We start from the raw sequence: 18,529 nt of genomic DNA on the forward strand, positions 1-18,529 counted from the left end.
CGACAACACGAATTGTACCGGGCGCCGGCATTTATTCACACCCTCGTAGGGTGCGTGCGGCCGGCGAGGACCCGTGCGCACGCGGTCACTGCATGCCGACTTGCGACTACCGCTTCACTGCCCTGCGTTCGCGAACCGCGTGCGCACAGGTGCGCCCCCTACGCCCCTGCGGAAGCCCGTAGCCGTCGCAAATGTAGGGTGCTGGTCCTCGCCGGCCGGGCGCGCCCTGCCCTGCCGAAGCCCGTAGCCATCACGCTTGCAAGCAACAACCATGCAATCTGCTAATCTGGCAAGATAGATGCTGACAACTTGCTACTTTCGGATCGCATGAAACCCGTTTCGTTCGCTTTGCTGCTGCTCGGCTTTTCCGCTAGCCTCGCCGCGGCGACCGCGCAAAAGCCCGCTGGCCATCACAAGAGCGCGCCGGTGCCGCCTCCGGCGCCGCCGCTGGTTGTGCCGCCGGCCACCCCGCCCGCCACCACGCCGCCCGTACCCGGCCCGGGCGAAACCGATACCATCGCCGCCCTGCCCCCTCCCTCGATGGCGGCGCAGGATCTGTATTCGGCCGCCAGGGCCGACCTGCTGCAAATCCGTATGCTACTCAAGAACGGTCGCAGCCAGTCGAGCGTCGGCTCGGGCTTCCTGGTCGGCGCGACCAATCTCGTCCTCACCAACTACCACGTGGTGTCGCAGATGGCGCTCGACCCGGACGTCTACGTCGGCGAATACCTGGACACCGACGGCAAGAGCGGCCCGGTCGAGCTGCTGGCGGTCGACGTACTGCACGACCTGGCGGTGGTGCGCGTCGAACGCAGCGGCAGCGGCTTCTTCAAGGTGCCGGAACAACCCGTCAAGCTGACCCAGGGCCAGACCCTGTACTCGCTCGGCAATCCGCTCGACCTGGGCTTTGCGATCTCCGAAGGCAACTACAACGGCGTCGTCACGCGCAGCTTCTACGACCAGTTGATGTTCACCGGCCCGATCAACTCCGGCATGAGCGGCGGCCCGACCGTGACCAGTAGCGGCACGGTCGCGGGCATTAATGTCTCCAAGCGGCGCGACGGTGAGCTGGTCAGCTTCCTGGTGCCGGTCCGGTACGCACAGGAGCTGCTGCACAAGGTGGCGGCCCAGGTCGATCCGCCCAAGGACTTCAGCCCGCTGATCGGCCAGCAGCTGCTGGCGCACCAGACGGGCATGGTCGATCGCCTGCTCGCCGCGCCGCTGTCGATCAAGCGCATGGGCCCGTACCAGGTGCCAGTGCGCGAATCGGACCAGGTGCGCTGCTGGGGGCGCTCGAACTTCAAGGCCGAAGCCACCTTCACCGCCGACACCATGAGCTGCGCGATGGAGGCGGCGATCTACGTCTCCGATACCCAGCAGACCGGCTTCGTCTCGATGACGCACCAGTACCTGCGTTCGGGCAGCCTGCCGCCGCTGCGCTTTGCCGCGCTGGCCAGCAGCACGTTCAAGGTCGACAAGATCGGTCCGGCCCGCGATACCCGCCTGACCGGCCCGATGTGTACCGAACAGTTCGTGCACACGCCCACGCTGCCCGTGCGCGCGGTCACCTGCGTGCGCGCCTACCGCAAGTTCCCCGGCCTGTACAACTTCACGCTGCTCACCGCGAGCACAGATGACGCCAGGGCCAGCCTGCAGAGCCGGCTCGATATCTCCGGCGTCTCCTACGACAACGGCATGCGCGTGACGCGCGCTTTTCTGTCGGCCCTGGGCCGCCCGGGCAAGCGATGAAGGGGCCATTCTTCATCGAGACCCTGGCACGCAGCGGCGACGTGCTGCACCGGCACCAGGTCGCCGCGCTGCCGATCCGCCTGGGGCGCGGCTACGACAACGACTACATCGTCGACGATGATTACGCGGCGCCGCGCCACGCCGTGATCGACGCCGACGAACAGGGGCGGCTGGTGATACGCGACCTTGGCAGCCGCAATGGCATCGTGCACGGCGGGCGGCGTCATGACAGCGTCGTCCTGACGGGCGACACGGTGGTGCGCGTCGGGCACACGTCGCTGCGTGTGCGCCCGTCCGACTTCGCGGTGGCGCCGGAACTGGTCGACCGCACGATGCACGGCTGGGAAGGCGCGCTGCCCGGCAGCGCAGGAATCATCCTGGCCGGCGCGGTGTCGCTGTTTCTGATGTGGCTGGGCGACACCCAGCAGTTCCAGCTGGTGCGCTACCTGCTGGCGCTGGCCGCGGGCCTTGGCGCCGCTCTGCTGTGGAGCGGCATATGGGCGCTCGGCAACCGGCTGTTCGAGCGCCATGCCCGGCTCGGGCGCCACCTGTTCATCTTCGGCTGCGGAGTCGCGGCGATCACCTTGTACCAGCAGGTTTCGAATGCGCTGGGCTACGCGTTCTCGATCGAGCCGTTCACGCGTTACGGCTCGCACGTGGTGATCGCACTGCTCGCGGGGATCGTCTACTTTCACCTCGCGACCGTCAAGCCGCGCAAGCAGCGGCGATGGGCGTGGACCTGCTTGGCGCTGGCGGTGGCAGGGTCAGGGCTTGCCCTCATCACCAATGTGCAGCGCAACGGGCGGATAGCCGATGAACTGTACATGTCGGTGCTGCTGCCGCCCTCAATGCGCGCGAGCCCCGACCGCGAGATCGACGAATACATGAAGCAGGTCGGCGCGATGAAGCGGCAGCTCGATGCGGAGAGGTCGCGCAAGGCGCAGCAGAGCGACTCGGGCGCGTAACGGATCGCCCCGGCAAGATACCCCGTCGTCCCCGCGCAGGCGGGGACCCATAGGCAGCGTGAAATGACGCTCAGCATGGGTTCCCGCCTGCGCGGGAACGACGCTTTTTGGGCCAAGTTCCGCTACTTCTTTGACAACCAAACGGGAATGCGTGATCATCGCCGCAGCCCAGCCATTCACGCCCGCACACGCCCATGGACCCGAACCGCAGCAAGCTTGTCATCAGCCTGGCCTGGATCCTGTTCTGGGCGCTGATGATTCTGGTCGCGGTCGAAGACTACCAGCGCCATGGTGGCCAGGCGCTCTGGCATCCGATCCTGTGGGAAGGATCGTCAGCGCTGGTATCGACGCTTCTGCTGCTCGCTCAAAGCCGCTTCACCCGCGACGAACACCTAATCGCCACGCCTGTACGCTGGTTCGCCATGCGCTCGCTATGGCTGCCGGTGTGGTGGATCTGCTTCACGCCGCTTGCCTACGGACTGCGCAACGGGGTTTATGCGTTGGCCGGCGAGACCTACATGCACGATCCCTGGCCGCGCGCCTTCTTTTACGAGTCGCTGAAGATTTCGGTTTTCATCGGGCTGTTCACTGTGATCCACTTCGGCATCCTGTCCTACCGCGAGCTGCTCGGCGCCAGGCTCAGGGCGGAACAGGCCAATGCGCAGTTGCGCCAGGCGCAGCTGCAACGGCTCGCGCAGCAGATGCAGCCGCATTTTCTGTTCAACGCCCTGAACACGGTCTCGTCGCTGATGCACAGCGATGTCGACAAGGCTGACGCCACCCTGGTTGCGCTGGGGGACGTGCTGCGCACTACCCTGGCAGCCGGCGACGCGCACGAAGCGCCGCTTGATAACGAACTTCGGCTGGCGCGCGGCTACGGCGACGTGATGGAGGCGCGCTTCGCGGGGCGCGTCGCAATCGGATGGCGCATCGACGAGGATGCGATGAAAGCGACGCTGCCGGTCATGAGCCTGCAGCCGCTGATCGAAAACGTGTTCAAGCACACCGTCGAACGCACCAGCGAGCCGACCCGCATCGAAGTATCGGCTGCCCGCGAAGCCGGCACGCTGGTCGTAAAGGTCGAGGATGATCAGGGCACACTCGCACCGGGCGAAATGCAGGGTATTGGCCTGAAAAACCTGCGCGAGCGGATCAAGGCACTGTACGGCGAACGTGCGAGCCTGACCCTGCACCAGCTCTCCCCCGCCGGCGTTTGCAGCGAAATGCGGATTCCATGCGCATCCTGATCGTCGACGACGAGCGTCCCGCGCGCGACAAGCTGCGCCGCCTGCTGGCGCAGGAACCGGGCATCGACGCGATCGAGGAAGCGGCCGACGGCGAGCAAGCGCTTGCGCGGATCGAACAGTTCCAGCCGCATGCCCTGCTGCTCGACATCCAGATGCCGGGACTGTCCGGCATCGAGCTGGCGGCGTCGCTCCCGCAGCCGGCGCCGCTGGTGGTATTCGTCACCGCTTACGACCAGTACGCGATCCGCGCCTTCGACGCCAATGCGATCGACTACCTGCTCAAACCGTACGACCGGCCGCGACTGCAGCGTGCCTTGCAGCGCCTGCGCGAACGGCTCGATACGCCAGGTGCCACACCTGCCCCCGCCCTGCCCGTACGCCAGTTGCTGGTGTCCGAACGAACCGGCACGCGGATCGTGAAGGTGGCCGACATCCAGTGGATCGAGAGCGCCGACAACTACGTCGTCCTGCATACCGCAAGCGGCGCGCCGCTGCTGCGCCAGACCCTGGCTGGCCTTGCCGCCAGCCTGGGCGCCGGGTTCGTGCGCTGCCACCGGCGCGCGGCGGTGCAACTGGAGTGGATCGAGCGCGTGGTCCCGCTCGAAAAAGGCGATTGCGAATTGGTCCTGCGCGGCGGCGGGCGGGTGCCGTGCAGCCGCCAGTACCGCAACGACGTGCTGGAACGGCTGGACACTAACTCCTGTTCGCCCCGTCCCGGACCCGCTTCGCCACATTTCGCTCGCGGATAGAACAATCGACTCATAAGCTTGGCACCGTCATTCACACGGAGCCTTTGCCATGATTCCTGCCGCAGACAAGCCGCGCCGCCTGTTCTTCCTCGACTGGGTGCGCATCCTCGCCTTCTTCGTCCTGATCCTGTACCACGTGGGGATGTATTACGTGACCTGGGACTGGCACGTGAAGAGCGTGAATGCAAGCGATGCGATCGAACCGTTCATGAACCTGTCCTCGCCGTGGCGTCTCGGCCTGCTGTTCCTCGTCTCGGGAGTGGCTTCGAGCTACATCTTCGAACGCCTGGGCGCGCTGCGCTTCCTGCGCCAGCGCAGCCTGCGCCTGCTGCCGCCGCTCCTGTTCGGCATGCTGGTCATCGTGCCGCCGCAGTCCTACTTCGAGGTCGTCGAAAAGGTCGCCTACAGCGGCAGCTATTTCGATTTCATGCGCCTGTACCTGACCGGCTACCATGGCTTTTGCCGTGAGGATTGCCTCATCATGCCGACCTGGAACCACCTGTGGTTCGTGGCCTACCTATGGGTTTACACGCTGGTCCTGGCCGCGCTGATCCCGGCGCTGGGCGAGCGGCTCGATCGGCTGGCGCAGCGCGTCGGCGGACTGCTCACCGGCTGGCGCATCATCGTGCTGCCGGTCGCGGTGCTGGCCCTGGCGCGCCTTGCGCTGGCAGCGCGCTACCCGTCGACTCACGCGCTGGCCGGCGACTGGTTCAATCACGCGATTTACCTGTCGCTGTTCCTGCTTGGCGCCGTGCTCGGGCGCGTGCCGCAGTTCTGGCCGCGGCTGGACGCGCTGCGCTGGGCTAGCCTCGCCATCGCGCTGGCCTGCTGGGCACTGCTCACCATTTGGTGGTCGATGCCGCACGAGGGGATGTCGGCGACACAGCATGAGGTGGGCATGGTGGTCACACGCATCGTGTATGCGCTGTGCACCTGGAGCGCGATCGCGGCGGCCTGCGGCTTTGCACATCGGCACCTGCAGGTCGATAACGCCGCGCGGCGCTACCTGACCGAAGCGGTGTTCCCGGTCTATATCCTGCACCAGACGCTGATCGTGTCGATCGCGCACTGGCTCAAGCCGGTCCGGCTGGCGCCCGGCGTGGAGGCATCTATCCTCGTGGTCCTGACCGTGACCCTGAGCTTCGGCGTGTTCGAACTGGTCCGGCGTAACGCATTGCTGCGGCCCTTGTTCGGCCTGGCGCCGCTCGCGGGTCAGGCGCGCGCAACGCGTTCGCTGGCTGCGGACGCTGCCTGAGGCCACGCCGAGAGCGTTCAATTAATGTTGTTGCTGGGCCTGCTGGCTGCGGCCGCCGGACGATGCGCCGCCACTGCCATGCATCTGCATACCAGATTGCTGCTGCGAACCCTGCTGGCCGCTCTGAAGCGTGTTGCTGCCCTGGCCGGACCACATCTGCGACCCGCTGGCGCCAAACGGATCGGCAAATTGGCGCACGCTCTCCTGCTGCGCGCGCAGCCCGCGTTCGGTTTCCTCCGTTGCGGTGCGGGCCACTTCGTCGGCCAGCGTGCGCGCCGTGCGGGTCGTGTTCTGCACGTGCTGTTCGGTAACGCGAGCCATGTCCACCTGGGCGTCGGCGGCCAGGCGCGAAACGTGTTGCTGGTAGGCACGCAACTTGTCGCTGATCGGCTGGGCGCGCGAGGCCGCGGCGGACAAGCTGTCGGCCGGCCGGTCCGCCGTCAGCAGTTGCTGGCTGGCGGTGGTGGTCTCTTCAAGCATGGTCTGCACCAGCTGGATGTTCAAGTTCATCAGTTGCTGAAACGAGCGGAACATTGCTTTGGACATGTCGTTGATGAAGGCAGTCTGCGCGTCGAGGTGGGACTTGACGGCAGGCGTGACCGATTGTGGGAATGGATACATTAGTCGCCTCGGAAAAGATTTCGGTTGAAAAACGAGCAATCGGTGCGGGCGGGATGGCAGGTCCAGCAGCACGAAGCTCAAGGCTAGGACATCGAGCCACCCCGACGTTGATCTGGACTAAAGGTAATCCCCGATTCTTCCCACTACCCGCGGCGCATGCAGCTCCAGTTACCTGGCGTGCGCCTCGGACGGCATCGGCTCCCCGCAATCCTTGCAAAAGCGTGCATCGGGCTCGTGCCCGCCACTGCCGCAAGCGCGGCAATGCCGGCGCACCGCGCGCTCGAGGGCGCGCCGCGCGAGGCCCTGCGAGGTCATCTCCGCGGTCACGATGCCAGTGGGCACCGCGAGGATGCCCCAGCCCATCAGCATCATGCAGCTGGCAATCGCCCTGCCCACGCCGGTTTGGGGCGTGATGTCGCCGTAGCCGACCGTGGTCATGGTCACGGCCGCCCAGTACATGGCGACCGGAATGCTGGTGAAGTGGTTTTCAGGCCCTTCCACCACGTACATCAAGGTGCCCAGGACCAGGATCAACATCAGCACCACCGACAGGAACACCAGGATCTTGCGGCGGCTCGCCACCAGGGCTTCGGACAGACGGGTGTATTCCTGGATGTAAAGCGTGAGCTTGAATATCCGAAACACCCGCAACAGGCGCAGGATACGGATGTCCAGCAGCAACGCACTGCCCGGCACCAGCAGCGACAGGTAGGTGGGCAGCACCGCCAGCAGGTCGATGATGCCGAAGAAGCTGGTGGCGTAGCGCAGCGGATGGCGCACGCTGACCAGGCGCGCGACGTATTCGACCGAGAACAGCAGCGTGAACGCCCATTCCAGAACGTACATCAGGGTGCGGTCGCCACCCCTGATCGAGGGCACGCTGTCGAGGATCACCACGAGAATGCTCGCCATGATTGCCCCGATCAGGGCGATGTCGAATCGCCGGCCGGCGGGAGTGTCCGCCTCGAAGATGATGTTGTACAGGCGCCGCCGCCATCCCGACGGCGGCCTGCCGTACGAAGACGGCGTTTGTGGGACTTGGCATCCCTTGACATCGCTCATGCTGACGGCGGGCCTTTCAGTTCGATCGTGTTGTGCTCGGGGTCTTGCAAGTAGATCGAGGGACCCGCGCCCTGCGCGCCGTAGCGCGATTCGGTGGGTCCGGCCTGCACGCCGCAAGCGAGCAGGTGGCGCCGGATCGCGCCCTCGTCAAACGGATCCACGCGCAAGCAGAAATGGTCGAGGTTGCGGCCCCCGGCACCGGGCGCGGCGCCGCCCGCCCTGCCCAGCTTGCCCTCGACCGGCACCAGGTCGATCAGCGACCTGCCGGCACGCAGCTGCACCAGGCCGATCTCGTCCTGGCGCCGCTCGACCTCGCAGCCGAGCACCGTGCAATAGAAGGCGATCATGGCGTCCAGGTTCACCACGCGCAGCACGATGTGGTCGATGTCCGCCAGGTGAATCGCGTGTTCATTGGACATTGCGTTCGATCCAGGTTGCGAAGGCATCAATATAACCTTTCAGGAAGTCGCGGGTGGAATCGTCGGTCAGCGTGTCTCCATTGAGCTTGCCGGCGATGCCGCCGACATAGGCTTCTGGCCCCTGCAGGCACGGCATGTTGAGAAACACCAGCGACTGGCGCAGGTGGTGGTTGGCGCCGAAGCCGCCGATGGCGCCGGGCGAGACGCTGACCACGCCGCACGGCTTGCCGTCCCAGGCCGATTGGCCATAGGGCCGCGAGGCGACGTCGATCGCGTTCTTCAGCACGCCGGGCACGGAGCGGTTGTACTCGGGCGTGCAGAACAGGACGCCGTCAAACGAGCGGATGCGGTTGCGAAACTCGGTGTAGACAGGCGGTGGGTTGGCGTCGTCATCTTGGTTGTACAGCGGCAACTGGCCGATCTCGACGAATTCCATATCCAGCGTCGGCGGGGCCAGTTGCATCAGGTTCTTCGCCACCTTGCGTGTGTAAGACTCCTTGCGCAGGCTTCCTACAAGTACTGCGATTTTTCTCGTAGCCATGGGAATAGTCCTCTCTGTGATGTCTATGCAGAGCAAATGGTAACCATTTTTGCATCGGCGCGTCGGCGAATAGGCAACCCGGTCCATGCGGCGACACCACAAATCCGGTTTGGAGTGCGTCAATCGACAGCGCCCCGGGAGTGAATCCACATCCGGTACACTCAGTTCCTGCTGCGGAGGTCACCATGAACCGACTCGATACGCCACCCGCTGAGGCCATCGCGCCTGCGGCGGATTATTCCAGTGATTTTGCGCTCTGGCTTACTGAACAGGCGCGCACCATGCGGGCGCGACGCTTTGACTTGCTGGACATTGACAACCTTTGCGAAGAGATCGAAGGCATGGCGAGGAAAGAGCACCGGGAGCTGCAAAGCCGCTTGGAAGTGGTGCTCGTGCATCTACTGAAGTGTAAATTTCAACCGGAGCAGCGGTCCAGCAACTGGGTCGGGACATTGGAGGAGCAACGTGGCCAGATTGCGCGCATCCTCAAGGACAGTCCCAGCCTCGCACGCCGCGTCATGGAATATGCCGATGCCGAATATCCACGAGCAGCAGTGGTCGCTGCGCGGGAGACAGGCTTGGCCATTGCCACCCTCCCAGGCTCGAATCCGTTTTCCCAAGCGGAACTGCTCGATCGGGATTTCATTCCTTGAAGGCTCATCAAATCCGGCGACGCCGGTATTCGTCAAGAAAACGCTCCGCCTCGGCAGCGCTGAGCACGACGACCGGGTCGCCATGGTAGGCATACAGGAATGGCGGCCCGCCCTGGCGGTCGGTCAGCTTGGCCGAAATCAGAAAGCGGGTGCCCGGCGGGTACAGCGTGGGGTCGAACAGCCTGCGCGAGCATTGCACCTTCATGCTGGTCGCGTAGGCCTGCCCCGCCATCGGCCGGATCATCAGGCGGCCGCTGCGCGGATCGGGCACCGACTCGACCGCCACTTCGCGATAGGCCCAGGGATCGCGCGCCATCTTCAGGCCTGCACCGGCGCCGGGGTGCGTACCACCAGTTGTTCGCGGATCGGCAGGTTGACCACAGCCGCGGCCGACGCGAGCGCGATATCGGCATACCACATCCAGCTGTAGTCACCGAACTGAACGAAGGCCAGCCCGCCGAGCCAGGCGCCGAAGAAGCCGCCGATCTGGTGCGACAGCAGCGTAAGGCCGAACAGCGTCGCCAGGTAGCGCATGCCGAAGAGCTTGCCCACCAGCCCAGCCGTCGGGGGCACGGTCGCGAGCCAGGTGAAGCCAAGGGCAGCGGCAAACAGGTAGAACGTGAGCGCGGTCTTGGGCGCCAGCAGGTACAGCACCACGATCACCGCGCGGCTCGCATAGATCAGGACCAGCAGCGACTTCATGCGGTAGCGCGTGGCCAGCGCACCGGCGGCAAGGCTGCCGGCGATGTTAAACAGGCCGATCAGGCCCAGCGCCGTGCCCGACACAGCGGCCGGCAACGAGCACAGCGCGACCTCGCCGGGCAGGTGCGTGACCAGGAACGCGATGTGAAAGCCGCAGGTGAAGAAGCCCGCGTGCAGGCACAGGTAGCCAGGATCGCGCAGTGCCACACGCAGCTGCTCGGACAAGGTCATGCTGGTAGCGCTGTTCGCGGCCCCGGCGGACGGCACGCTGGGGATGGCCGGCTTCTTGCCACGCATCGGCCATGCGAGCGGAATGGTCAGCAGCGTGGTCGCGGCCATGGTCAGCATCGCGACAACCCAGCCGGCGCCGTTGATCATCGCCTGCATCAGCGGCGCGAAAACGAATTGGCCGAACGAGCCGCCGGCGTTAATGAAGCCGGAGGCAAACGGCCGGCGCGCGGCCGGCAGGCGGCCCGCAGTGGCGCCGATCAGGATCGAAAAGCTGCCAGCGCCGGCGCCAGCAGCGGACAGGATGCCGAGCGTGAGCATCAGAGCCCACTGCGAGGAGACGAACGGCGTTGCGGCCATGCCACCGGCAAGCAGCACCGCGCCCAGCACGATCACGCGCGCCGGGCCGTATTTGTCGGCGATGGCGCCGAATACCGGCTGCGAGGCGCCCCACATGAACTGGCCGACCGCCATCGCCAGGCTGATCGAGGCGATGCCAAGGCCGGTGGAAGTGTTGAGCGGTGAAAGGAACAGACCGGTGGTCAGGCGCGCGCCCATCGTGAGCATCAGGATGCTGCTGGCGGAAAGGATCAGCAGCCATGCGGCGCGGGGTGTCATCTCGGTCTGGTGCGGCAAGCTTGGTCTCCTGATTGTCACGTGGCGCGTACACCGAGGCGTAGGGTGCGCACCTGTGCGCACGCGGTTCGCAAACGCAGCGTAACGGCGCAGCAGCCGCGAGTCTGCATGCGGTGACCGCGTGCGCACGGGTCCTCGGCGGCCCCGCGCCCCCTACGCCCTCCTGCAAGCGGCGCGAGTTTTTTTCTTACGTCGGCACGCGCACCAACATGGCCACGGCTTCCGCCGCCATGCCTTCCTCACGCCCAAGGTAGCCCAGTTTTTCGTTGGTCTTGGCCTTGATGTTGATCTGCTGCGGCGACACGCCCACGTCCTCCGCGATGCGCGAAATCATCTGCGGGATGTGCGGCGCCATCTTCGGCGCCTGAGCGATGATGGTCGCGTCGATGTTGCCAATAGTATAGCCAGTGCCCAGCACCCGGTGCGCCACTTCCCGCAGCAGGGTGCGCGAATCGGCGCCGGCGAACATGGGGTCGGTGTCCGGGAAATGCTTGCCGATGTCGCCCAGCGCCGCCGCTCCCAGCAGCGCGTCGATGATTGCGTGCAGCAGCACGTCAGCGTCCGAATGGCCGAAGAGGCCCAGGCGATGCGGGATCGTCACTCCGCCAACGATGAGCTTGCGGCCTTCCACCAGTGCGTGGCAGTCGTAGCCCTGGCCAATGCGAAACGGCGGAGTCGGGTTGTAGGATGCAAGTGCCATGATTCTTTCAATGCTTTCAGGTTAAAGGCGATGCCAGGTACATCTCGGCAATCCGGATGTCCGCGGGCAGCGTCACTTTTAAATTCCGGGGATGCCCTTCCACCAGTTTGGGGGCGAGGCCCAAGGCTTCAACCGCACTGGCGTCATCGGTAATCGTGGAGGGGTCGGTCACGGCTTCGAGCGCGTCGGCCAGCAGACGGAACCGGAACATCTGCGGTGTCTGCGCGAGCCAAAGACCGTCGCGTGATACCGTGGCGAGCTCGTCGTTCACGAACCGCTTGACGGTGTCCACCACCGGCAGTGCAAGCAAGCCCCCGACCGGATGTTCGCCGGTTTCCTTGACCAGCTTGTCGATCAGGCCCGGTGTGAGGCCGGGACGGGCCGCGTCGTGCACCAGCACCCAGTCGTTGGCGTGCAATTTGTTTTCCAGTTCCCACAGGCCGTTGCGCACCGATTCCAGGCGCGATGCGCCGCCGCAGCGCAGCACAGTCACGCCTTCAGGGGGCAGCACGCTGTCGATCACGGGATCGTCGACACTGACCACGACAAAGGTATGGGCGATCAGCGGGCTCGACACGAAAGCGTCGAGCGTGTGGCGCAGCATCGGCTTGCCGCCAAGCTGCAGATATTGTTTGGGGCCGTCAGCGCCCATGCGCGCCCCAACCCCGGCGGCAGGCACCAGGGCGAAGTAACGCGGCGGTTGCTGGTTCATGTGAATCTCTCGTACGTTGTGCCGATCCAATAAGAGACTGTACCTCACCTTGGCAAAGTTTGCCCAAGGTTCGCCGGTTGCCGTGGCCTCGCACAAGCGCGGATCACGTGCATTTTGCAAGCGATTGGAATCAAGCTTGAGCTGCCGCATGCGCCGCGCAAAATGGCGGCGGCGGACGCGCAGCAGTTCGGTGGGAATCAGTCGGGCTGCCAGCTGCCGGCCAGGATTTTTTCGAGCCAGAAGGTGCCGATGATGGTCTTCACGTCGGTGATCTCGCCACGCCGCACCTGTTCCAGCATTTCGGGAACGGTGCTGGTGAACAGTTCCAGGAATTCACCTTCGTCGAGCTTGGCTTCGCCCGGAGTCAAGCCGGTGGCCAGGAACAGGTCGAGGTGCTCGTCCGAATACGCGATGGCGTTGTGGATGGTGCACACGAATTTCCAGTCGGTTGCCGTGTAGCCGGTTTCCTCCTGCAGTTCGCGCTTGGCGCAGGCCAGCGGGTCTTCGCCCGGGTCGATCTTCCCGGCCGGGAATTCGACGAACACGCGGTCGTTCGGATAGCGGTATTGGCGCTCGAGCAGCACGCGGCCGTCGGGCAGCAAAGGCAGGATCACCACCGCGCCCGGATGGCGGATGTACTCGCGCTGGGAAAGGGAGCCGTCGGGCAGCTTGACGCGGTCGCGGTTGACCTTGAGGAAGTGGCCTTCGTAGGCCGTCTCGCCGTCGATGCGGGTTTCTTTGAGGTGGGAATCCATCCGGGCTCCGGTTTGACGCTGCGTTTAAACGAAACCCGCTGCGCTAACAGACGACCGCAAACGGGAGAAATCAGCCGCGGCGCTTGCGCAGGTAACGCAGTACAAACCCGGGAAACGCCAGCACGACGAACATGCAGCCAGTGATCGCGTAGAACTCCCAGCCCTGGTCAAACACGTTGCCAATCCGGGATTCCAATGCGTGGGCCAGTGCGCCGACGAGGAAGTATAAAACAATCAGCTCGAGCAGGCGCACGACGAAATGCTTGCGTGCGCCGCCCGGGCCATTCGCGTTCAGGGGGATAAAGCCGAACAGGTTCTCATTTGCGAAAGGCAGGTTGGCAGCCGCCAGTGCGACGGCGACCACCAACCAGCTGGCCAATGAGACGTCCACCTGCTTACAGGGCGAGCGTCTTGGTCATGGCGGTCAGGCAGGCGCCCAGCAGAGCGTCCGGCACCACGCCGAGGACCAGCACGATCACGCCGTTGAGCGACAGCGCCAGGCGCATGTCCAGCGGGGTGGCGATCGGGGTGGCGTCGACCGCTTCGTCGAACCACATCATCTTCACCACGCGCAGGTAGTAGAAAGCGCCGATCAGCGAGGCCATGACCGCGACAATCGCGAGCCACACCTGGCCGGAGGTCACCACTGCCTGCAGCACTGCCCACTTGGCGATGAAGCCCACCATCGGCGGCACGCCTGCCAGCGAGAACATCAGGATCGTCATGACCACGGCATACCACGGGCTGCGCTTGCCCAGGCCCTTGAAGTCGGCCAGTTCTTCGGCTTCGAAACCGGAACGGGCCAGCATCATGATGAGGCCAAAGGTGCCCAGGGTGGTCAGCACGTAGGTGATCGAGTAGTACATCGCCGAGCTGTAGGCGGCGGGCGCGAAGCTGCGGTTGCCGTCCACCACGCCGGACAACAGGCCCAGCAGCACGAAGCCCATCTGGGCGATGGTCGAGTAAGCCAGCATGCGCTTGATGTTCGACTGGGCGATCGCGGTGAGGTTACCGAATACCAGCGACAGCACGGCCAGGGCCAGCAGCATCTGCTGCCAGTCGAACGCCATCGGCAGCAGGCCGCCGACCAGCAGGCGCAGCACGATCGCGAACGTGGCCAGCTTCGGCGCGCCACCCAGCAACAGGGTCACAGCGGTCGGCGAACCCTGGTACACGTCCGGCACCCACATGTGGAACGGCACCACGCCCAGCTTGAACGCGAGGCCGGCCACGATGAACACCAGGCCGAACACCAGGATAGTGTGGTTGGCCGCGTGGGCATTGGCTACTTCCAGGATGCGCGACAGGTCGAGCGAGCCAGTGGCGCCGTACACCATCGAGATACCGTACAGCATGAAACCGGATGCCAGCGAACCGAGGACGAAGTACTTCATCGCCGCTTCGGTCGAGACCGCGTGGTCGCGGCGCATGGCCACCAGCGCGTACAGCGACAGCGACATCAGTTCCAGGCCCAGGTAGATCGGCAGCATGTTGTTGCCAGAGATCATGATCATCTGGCCCAGCGTCGAGAACAGCGCGAGCACGTAGAACTCGCCGCCCAGGTTACCGGACATCATGCCGCGGTCATCCGTGTACTGGCGCGAATAGACCAGGGTCACACCCACCGCCAGGTAGGTGAACAGCTTGAGCAGGTTGGCCATCGGGTCGGACACGAACATGTTGTTGAACGTGTAGACCGTCTGACCCGCGGAGAGGTCGCGGAACGAGATCACTGCGCAGCCCACCAGGGCCAGCAGCGACAGCACGTAGGTCAGGTTCCTCTTACCTTTGAGGAACATGTCAATCAGCAGGATCGCGGAAGCCGCGACCAGCAGGAAGATTTCGGCAGAGACCGGCGCCAGATTCGGGCCGGCTGCCGCAGCAACGTTGTTAATCATCGGGTTCATATCGTTTTAATGTGGCAGCTTGCTGATGTTAACCTGTTCCAGCAGGTGGGCCACCGAGGACTGCATCGTATCGGTGAACGGCGCCGGATACAGGCCCATGTACAGCGTGGCGACCGTCAGCACGATGAGCATGAAGAACTCGCGCTTGTTCAGGTCGGTCATCTCGGCCACGTGCTGGTTGCCGATGGCGCCAAATACGACGCGCTTGACCATCCACAGCGAGTATGCCGCGCCCAGGATCAGGGCGGTGCCGGCCAGCAGGCCAATCCAGAAGTTGTGCTGGACCGCAGCCAGGATCACCATGAATTCGCCCACGAAACCGGAAGTGGCCGGCAGGCCGCAGTTGGCCATCGCGAACAGCACCGCGAACGCGGCGAACTTGGGCATGACGTTCACGACACCGCCGTACGCGGCGATTTCGCGGGTGTGCATGCGGTCATACAGCACGCCGATGCACAGGAACATGGCGCCCGAGACGAAGCCGTGCGAGATCATCTGCGCGATACCGCCCTGCACGCCCATTTCGTTGAAGATGAAGAAGCCCAGGGTCACGAAGCCCATGTGCGCGATCGACGAGTAGGCGACCAGTTTCTTCATGTCCTTCTGGACCATGGCCACCAAGCCAATGTAGATCACGGCGATCAGCGACAGCGTGATGATGAACGGGGCCAGCAGCTTGGACGCGTCCGGGGTGATCGGCAGCGAGAAACGCAGGAAGCCGTAGGCGCCCAGTTTCAGCATGATTGCCGCCAGCACCACCGAGCCGCCGGTCGGCGCCTCGACGTGGGCGTCCGGCAGCCAGGTGTGCACCGGCCACATCGGCACCTTGACGGCGAACGCCATCAGGAACGCGATGAAGATCAGGACCTGCTCCTGCAGCGTCAACTGCAGCGGGTGCCATGCGCCCAGGATGTCGAAGCTGCCGTGCGCCTTGTTGTACAGGTAGATGATCGCGACCAGGGTCAGCAGCGAACCGAGGAAGGTGTACAGGAAGAACTTGAATGCCGCGTACACACGGTTCGGGCCGCCGAACACGCCGATGATGATGAACATCGGGATCAGGGTCGCTTCAAAGAAGAAGTAGAACAGCAGGCCGTCGAGCGAGGCGAACACGCCGATCATCAGGCCCGACAGCAGCAGGAACGAACCCATGTACTGGGCCACGCGCTCGGTGATCACCTCCCATGCCGAGATCACGACGATCACGGTGATGAAGGCGGTCAGCGGCACGAACCACAGCGACAGGCCGTCGACACCCAGGAAGTACTGGATGTTAAAGCGCGGGATCCACTCGAGCTTTTCCACGTACTGCGGAGCGTGCGTGGCATTGTTGAAGTTGGTAATCAGCGGAATCGTCGGCAGGAAGCTGACGATGGCGCCGATCAGCGACAGCACGCGGGTAAAGCCCGCCTTGTTGTCACGGCCGACCGCCATCACCAGCACGCCGAAGAGGATCGGGAGCCAGATCGACAGGCTCAGGTACGGAGGATATGTTGTAATGGACTGCATCATTGTCGTTGTCTCTGCCTGATTTAAGCCTGCCAGAACGGGAAGAAGTACAGCAGGGTTGCCAGCACGCCTACGATCATCACGAACGCATAGTGGTAGATGTAACCGGTCTGGAACTTGCGCGTCAGTGCGGCGAACACGCCGACCAGTTTCGCGCTGCCGTTGACGACCAGGCCGTCGATCAGGCCGCGGTCACCCACGTTCCACAGGCCGCCGCCGATCAGGCGTGCACCGCCGGCGAAGACCACATCGTTGAACTTGTCCATGTAGTACTTGTTGTCCAGCAGCGTGTAGATCGGACGCAGCGCGTTGTAGAACGCCGCCGGCACGCGCGGATTAACCATGTAGCAGTAGTAAGCTGCGGCCACACCGACCAGGCCCAGGATGAACGGTGCCGAAGTGAAGGCATGGATGCCCATGGCGAGCGCGCCGTGGAACTCGTGTGCCAGCTCTTCCATCGCCGGGTGGTTCTCGCCGACGTAGATCACGCCCTTGAAGAAGTCGCCGAACAGCATCGGGTTGATCGTCAGGTAGCCGATGACCACCGACGGGATCGCCAGCAGGATCAGCGGCAGGGTCACCACCCACGGCGACTCGTGCGGCTTGTCGCCCGGGGCCAGGCCATGGTGGTGGCCGTGCGCATCGGTTTCCTCTTCATCGTGGGCATCCGAATCGTGGCCGTGGGAGACCGCGTGCGGCTCGTTCCAGCGCTCTTTGCCATGGAATACCAGGAAGTACATGCGGAACGAGTAGAAGGCGGTGACGAACACGCCGGCCAGCACCGCGAAGTACGCGAAGCCCGAGCCCCACAGGTGCGACGCCGCTACAGCTTCGATGATCGAGTCCTTCGAGTAGAAGCCCGAGAAGAACGGCGTACCGATCAGGGCCAGCGAACCGAGCAGCGAGGTGATCCAGGTGATCGGCATGTACTTGCGCAGGCCGCCCATGTTACGCATGTCCTGGTCGTGGTGCATGCCGATGATGACCGAGCCGGCGCCAAGGAACAGCAGCGCCTTGAAGAACGCGTGGGTCATCAGGTGGAACACGGCCACGTTGTAGGCCGACACGCCCAGCGCCACGGTCATGTAGCCCAGCTGCGACAGGGTCGAGTAAGCCACCACGCGCTTGATGTCGTTCTGGATGATGCCCAGGAAGCCCATGAACAGCGCGGTGATGGCGCCGATCACGATCACGAACGACAGCGCGGTGTCGGACAGCTCGAACAGCGGCGACATGCGCGAGACCATGAAGATACCCGCGGTAACCATGGTTGCGGCGTGGATCAGCGCCGAGATCGGGGTCGGACCTTCCATTGAGTCAGGCAGCCACACGTGCAGCGGGAACTGCGCCGACTTGCCCATCGCGCCGATGAACAGGCAAATGCAGGCCGCGGTGATCACCGGCCAGCCAGTGCCCGGCATGATCGCGGCCGCGACCGTGTCGCGCTGGGCGAACACGCCGTCGTAGTGCATGGTGCCGGTGTAAGCCAGCAGCAGGCCGATACCGAGGATGAAGCCGAAGTCGCCCACACGGTTGACCAGGAACGCCTTCAGGTTGGCGAAGATGGCGGTCGGACGGGTGTACCAGAAGCCGATCAGGAGGTACGAGACCAGGCCCACTGCTTCCCAGCCGAAGAACAGCTGCAGGAAGTTGTTGGACATGACCAGCATCAGCATCGAGAACGTGAACAGCGAGATGTACGAGAAGAAGCGGTTGTAGCCTTCATCCTCGGCCATGTAGCCGATCGTGTAGACGTGCACGCACAGCGACACGAAGGTCACCACGCACATCATCATTGCCGACAGTGAGTCGATCTGGAAGCCGACCGTCATCTTCAGGGTGCCCACCGTCATCCAGGTGTAGAGGTCGCCGTTGAAGGTCGCGCCACCCAGCACGTCCATCAGGGTCATCACCGAGACGACCAGTGCAATGAACACGCCCGCGATGGTCGCGACGGTCGAGACCTTGCGGCCGACTACATTGCCGAAGAACTTGGTACCCAACAGGCCGGCGATCGCGGAACCCGCGAGCGGCGCCAGGGGTACGGCCAGTAAGAGGTTTGGGTTAATTTGCCCCGCCATTGTTGAACCTATCTGAATTTATCGAGGATTAATCTGCG

At 64.2% G+C, this 18,529-nt stretch carries 19 protein-coding genes; 6 read left to right on the forward strand and 13 right to left on the reverse strand.

Translation table 11 applies throughout. The annotated features are described in order from the left end of the window. Positions 1-327: 327 nt before the first annotated feature. The 5 genes from E4O92_RS12710 to E4O92_RS12730 all read left to right on the forward strand — a co-directional run bounded on the left by E4O92_RS12710 (position 328) and on the right by E4O92_RS12730 (position 5,965). Positions 328-1,749 carry a S1 family peptidase gene (locus tag E4O92_RS12710; RefSeq protein ID WP_135190146.1) on the forward strand — a complete coding sequence of 474 codons (1,422 nt, stop codon included), beginning with the start codon at positions 328-330 and terminating at the stop codon, positions 1,747-1,749. After that, positions 1,746-2,714: an FHA domain-containing protein gene (locus E4O92_RS12715; RefSeq protein WP_135190147.1), complete on the forward strand. Its 969-nt coding sequence runs from the start codon at positions 1,746-1,748 to the stop codon at positions 2,712-2,714. Before E4O92_RS12710 ends, E4O92_RS12715 begins: the two co-directional genes overlap by 4 nt. A 194-nt stretch (positions 2,715-2,908) precedes the next feature. Then, positions 2,909-3,961 (forward strand): sensor histidine kinase, encoded by a 1,053-nt coding sequence (locus E4O92_RS12720; protein ID WP_135190148.1) that lies wholly within the window; start codon positions 2,909-2,911, stop codon positions 3,959-3,961. Next, entirely contained in the window at positions 3,949-4,710 is a 762-nt protein-coding gene (locus E4O92_RS12725) for a LytR/AlgR family response regulator transcription factor (RefSeq protein ID WP_135190149.1), read from the forward strand. The genes E4O92_RS12720 and E4O92_RS12725 overlap by 13 nt, the downstream gene beginning before the upstream one ends. A gap of 49 nt (positions 4,711-4,759) precedes the next feature. Next, on the forward strand, positions 4,760-5,965 hold the full coding sequence (locus tag E4O92_RS12730) for an acyltransferase family protein (RefSeq protein WP_135190150.1): 1,206 nt from the start codon (positions 4,760-4,762) through the stop codon (positions 5,963-5,965). Positions 5,966-5,986: 21 nt separating this feature from the next. Here the strand turns inward: E4O92_RS12730 and E4O92_RS12735 are convergent, their stop codons facing one another. The 4 genes from E4O92_RS12735 to E4O92_RS12750 all read right to left on the reverse strand — a co-directional run bounded on the left by E4O92_RS12735 (position 5,987) and on the right by E4O92_RS12750 (position 8,608). Next, positions 5,987-6,586 (reverse strand): phasin family protein, encoded by a 600-nt coding sequence (locus E4O92_RS12735; protein WP_135190151.1) that lies wholly within the window; start codon positions 6,584-6,586, stop codon positions 5,987-5,989. A 168-nt stretch (positions 6,587-6,754) separates the two neighbouring features. Continuing rightward, a complete protein-coding gene (locus tag E4O92_RS12740; protein ID WP_135190152.1) occupies positions 6,755-7,648 on the reverse strand; it encodes an ion transporter in 894 nt (297 codons plus the stop codon). Next, positions 7,645-8,067 carry a VOC family protein gene (locus tag E4O92_RS12745; RefSeq protein ID WP_135190153.1) on the reverse strand — a complete coding sequence of 141 codons (423 nt, stop codon included), beginning with the start codon at positions 8,065-8,067 and terminating at the stop codon, positions 7,645-7,647. Before E4O92_RS12745 ends, E4O92_RS12740 begins: the two co-directional genes overlap by 4 nt. Continuing rightward, a complete protein-coding gene (locus tag E4O92_RS12750; protein WP_135190154.1) occupies positions 8,057-8,608 on the reverse strand; it encodes an NADPH-dependent FMN reductase in 552 nt (183 codons plus the stop codon). Before E4O92_RS12750 ends, E4O92_RS12745 begins: the two co-directional genes overlap by 11 nt. Before the next feature lie 185 nt (positions 8,609-8,793). Between E4O92_RS12750 and E4O92_RS12755 the strand changes: the two genes are divergently transcribed. Then, positions 8,794-9,261: a DUF29 domain-containing protein gene (locus E4O92_RS12755; RefSeq protein ID WP_135190155.1), complete on the forward strand. Its 468-nt coding sequence runs from the start codon at positions 8,794-8,796 to the stop codon at positions 9,259-9,261. A 7-nt stretch (positions 9,262-9,268) separates the two neighbouring features. Here the strand turns inward: E4O92_RS12755 and E4O92_RS12760 are convergent, their stop codons facing one another. From E4O92_RS12760 to nuoL, 9 genes are all read right to left on the reverse strand, one after another. Continuing rightward, positions 9,269-9,577: a hypothetical protein gene (locus E4O92_RS12760; protein WP_135190156.1), complete on the reverse strand. Its 309-nt coding sequence runs from the start codon at positions 9,575-9,577 to the stop codon at positions 9,269-9,271. A gap of 2 nt (positions 9,578-9,579) precedes the next feature. Beyond that, complete coding sequence (locus E4O92_RS12765; RefSeq protein ID WP_135190195.1) at positions 9,580-10,809, reverse strand: MFS transporter; 1,230 nt, start codon at positions 10,807-10,809, stop codon at positions 9,580-9,582. A gap of 205 nt (positions 10,810-11,014) precedes the next feature. Then, positions 11,015-11,527, reverse strand: a complete 513-nt coding sequence (gene ispF, locus E4O92_RS12770) for a 2-C-methyl-D-erythritol 2,4-cyclodiphosphate synthase (RefSeq protein ID WP_135190157.1) — start codon at positions 11,525-11,527, stop codon at positions 11,015-11,017. Positions 11,528-11,543: 16 nt separating this feature from the next. Continuing rightward, entirely contained in the window at positions 11,544-12,239 is a 696-nt protein-coding gene (gene ispD / locus E4O92_RS12775) for a 2-C-methyl-D-erythritol 4-phosphate cytidylyltransferase (protein WP_135190158.1), read from the reverse strand. A 197-nt stretch (positions 12,240-12,436) separates the two neighbouring features. Further along, positions 12,437-12,994: an NUDIX domain-containing protein gene (locus tag E4O92_RS12780; protein WP_135190159.1), complete on the reverse strand. Its 558-nt coding sequence runs from the start codon at positions 12,992-12,994 to the stop codon at positions 12,437-12,439. A 70-nt stretch (positions 12,995-13,064) separates the two neighbouring features. Next, a complete protein-coding gene (locus E4O92_RS12785) occupies positions 13,065-13,385 on the reverse strand; it encodes a DUF2818 family protein (RefSeq protein WP_135190160.1) in 321 nt (106 codons plus the stop codon). Between the two features lie 4 nt (positions 13,386-13,389). Then, complete coding sequence (gene nuoN / locus E4O92_RS12790; protein WP_370660006.1) at positions 13,390-14,892, reverse strand: NADH-quinone oxidoreductase subunit NuoN; 1,503 nt, start codon at positions 14,890-14,892, stop codon at positions 13,390-13,392. 15 nt (positions 14,893-14,907) lie between these two features. Beyond that, positions 14,908-16,413, reverse strand: a complete 1,506-nt coding sequence (locus E4O92_RS12795; protein ID WP_135190162.1) for an NADH-quinone oxidoreductase subunit M — start codon at positions 16,411-16,413, stop codon at positions 14,908-14,910. A gap of 20 nt (positions 16,414-16,433) precedes the next feature. Beyond that, positions 16,434-18,491 carry an NADH-quinone oxidoreductase subunit L gene (gene nuoL / locus E4O92_RS12800; RefSeq protein WP_135190163.1) on the reverse strand — a complete coding sequence of 686 codons (2,058 nt, stop codon included), beginning with the start codon at positions 18,489-18,491 and terminating at the stop codon, positions 16,434-16,436. Positions 18,492-18,529 lie beyond the last annotated feature (38 nt).

Origin of the sequence: Massilia horti (assembly GCF_004614195.1) — a bacterium.
GTDB lineage: Bacteria > Pseudomonadota > Gammaproteobacteria > Burkholderiales > Burkholderiaceae_D > Telluria > Telluria horti.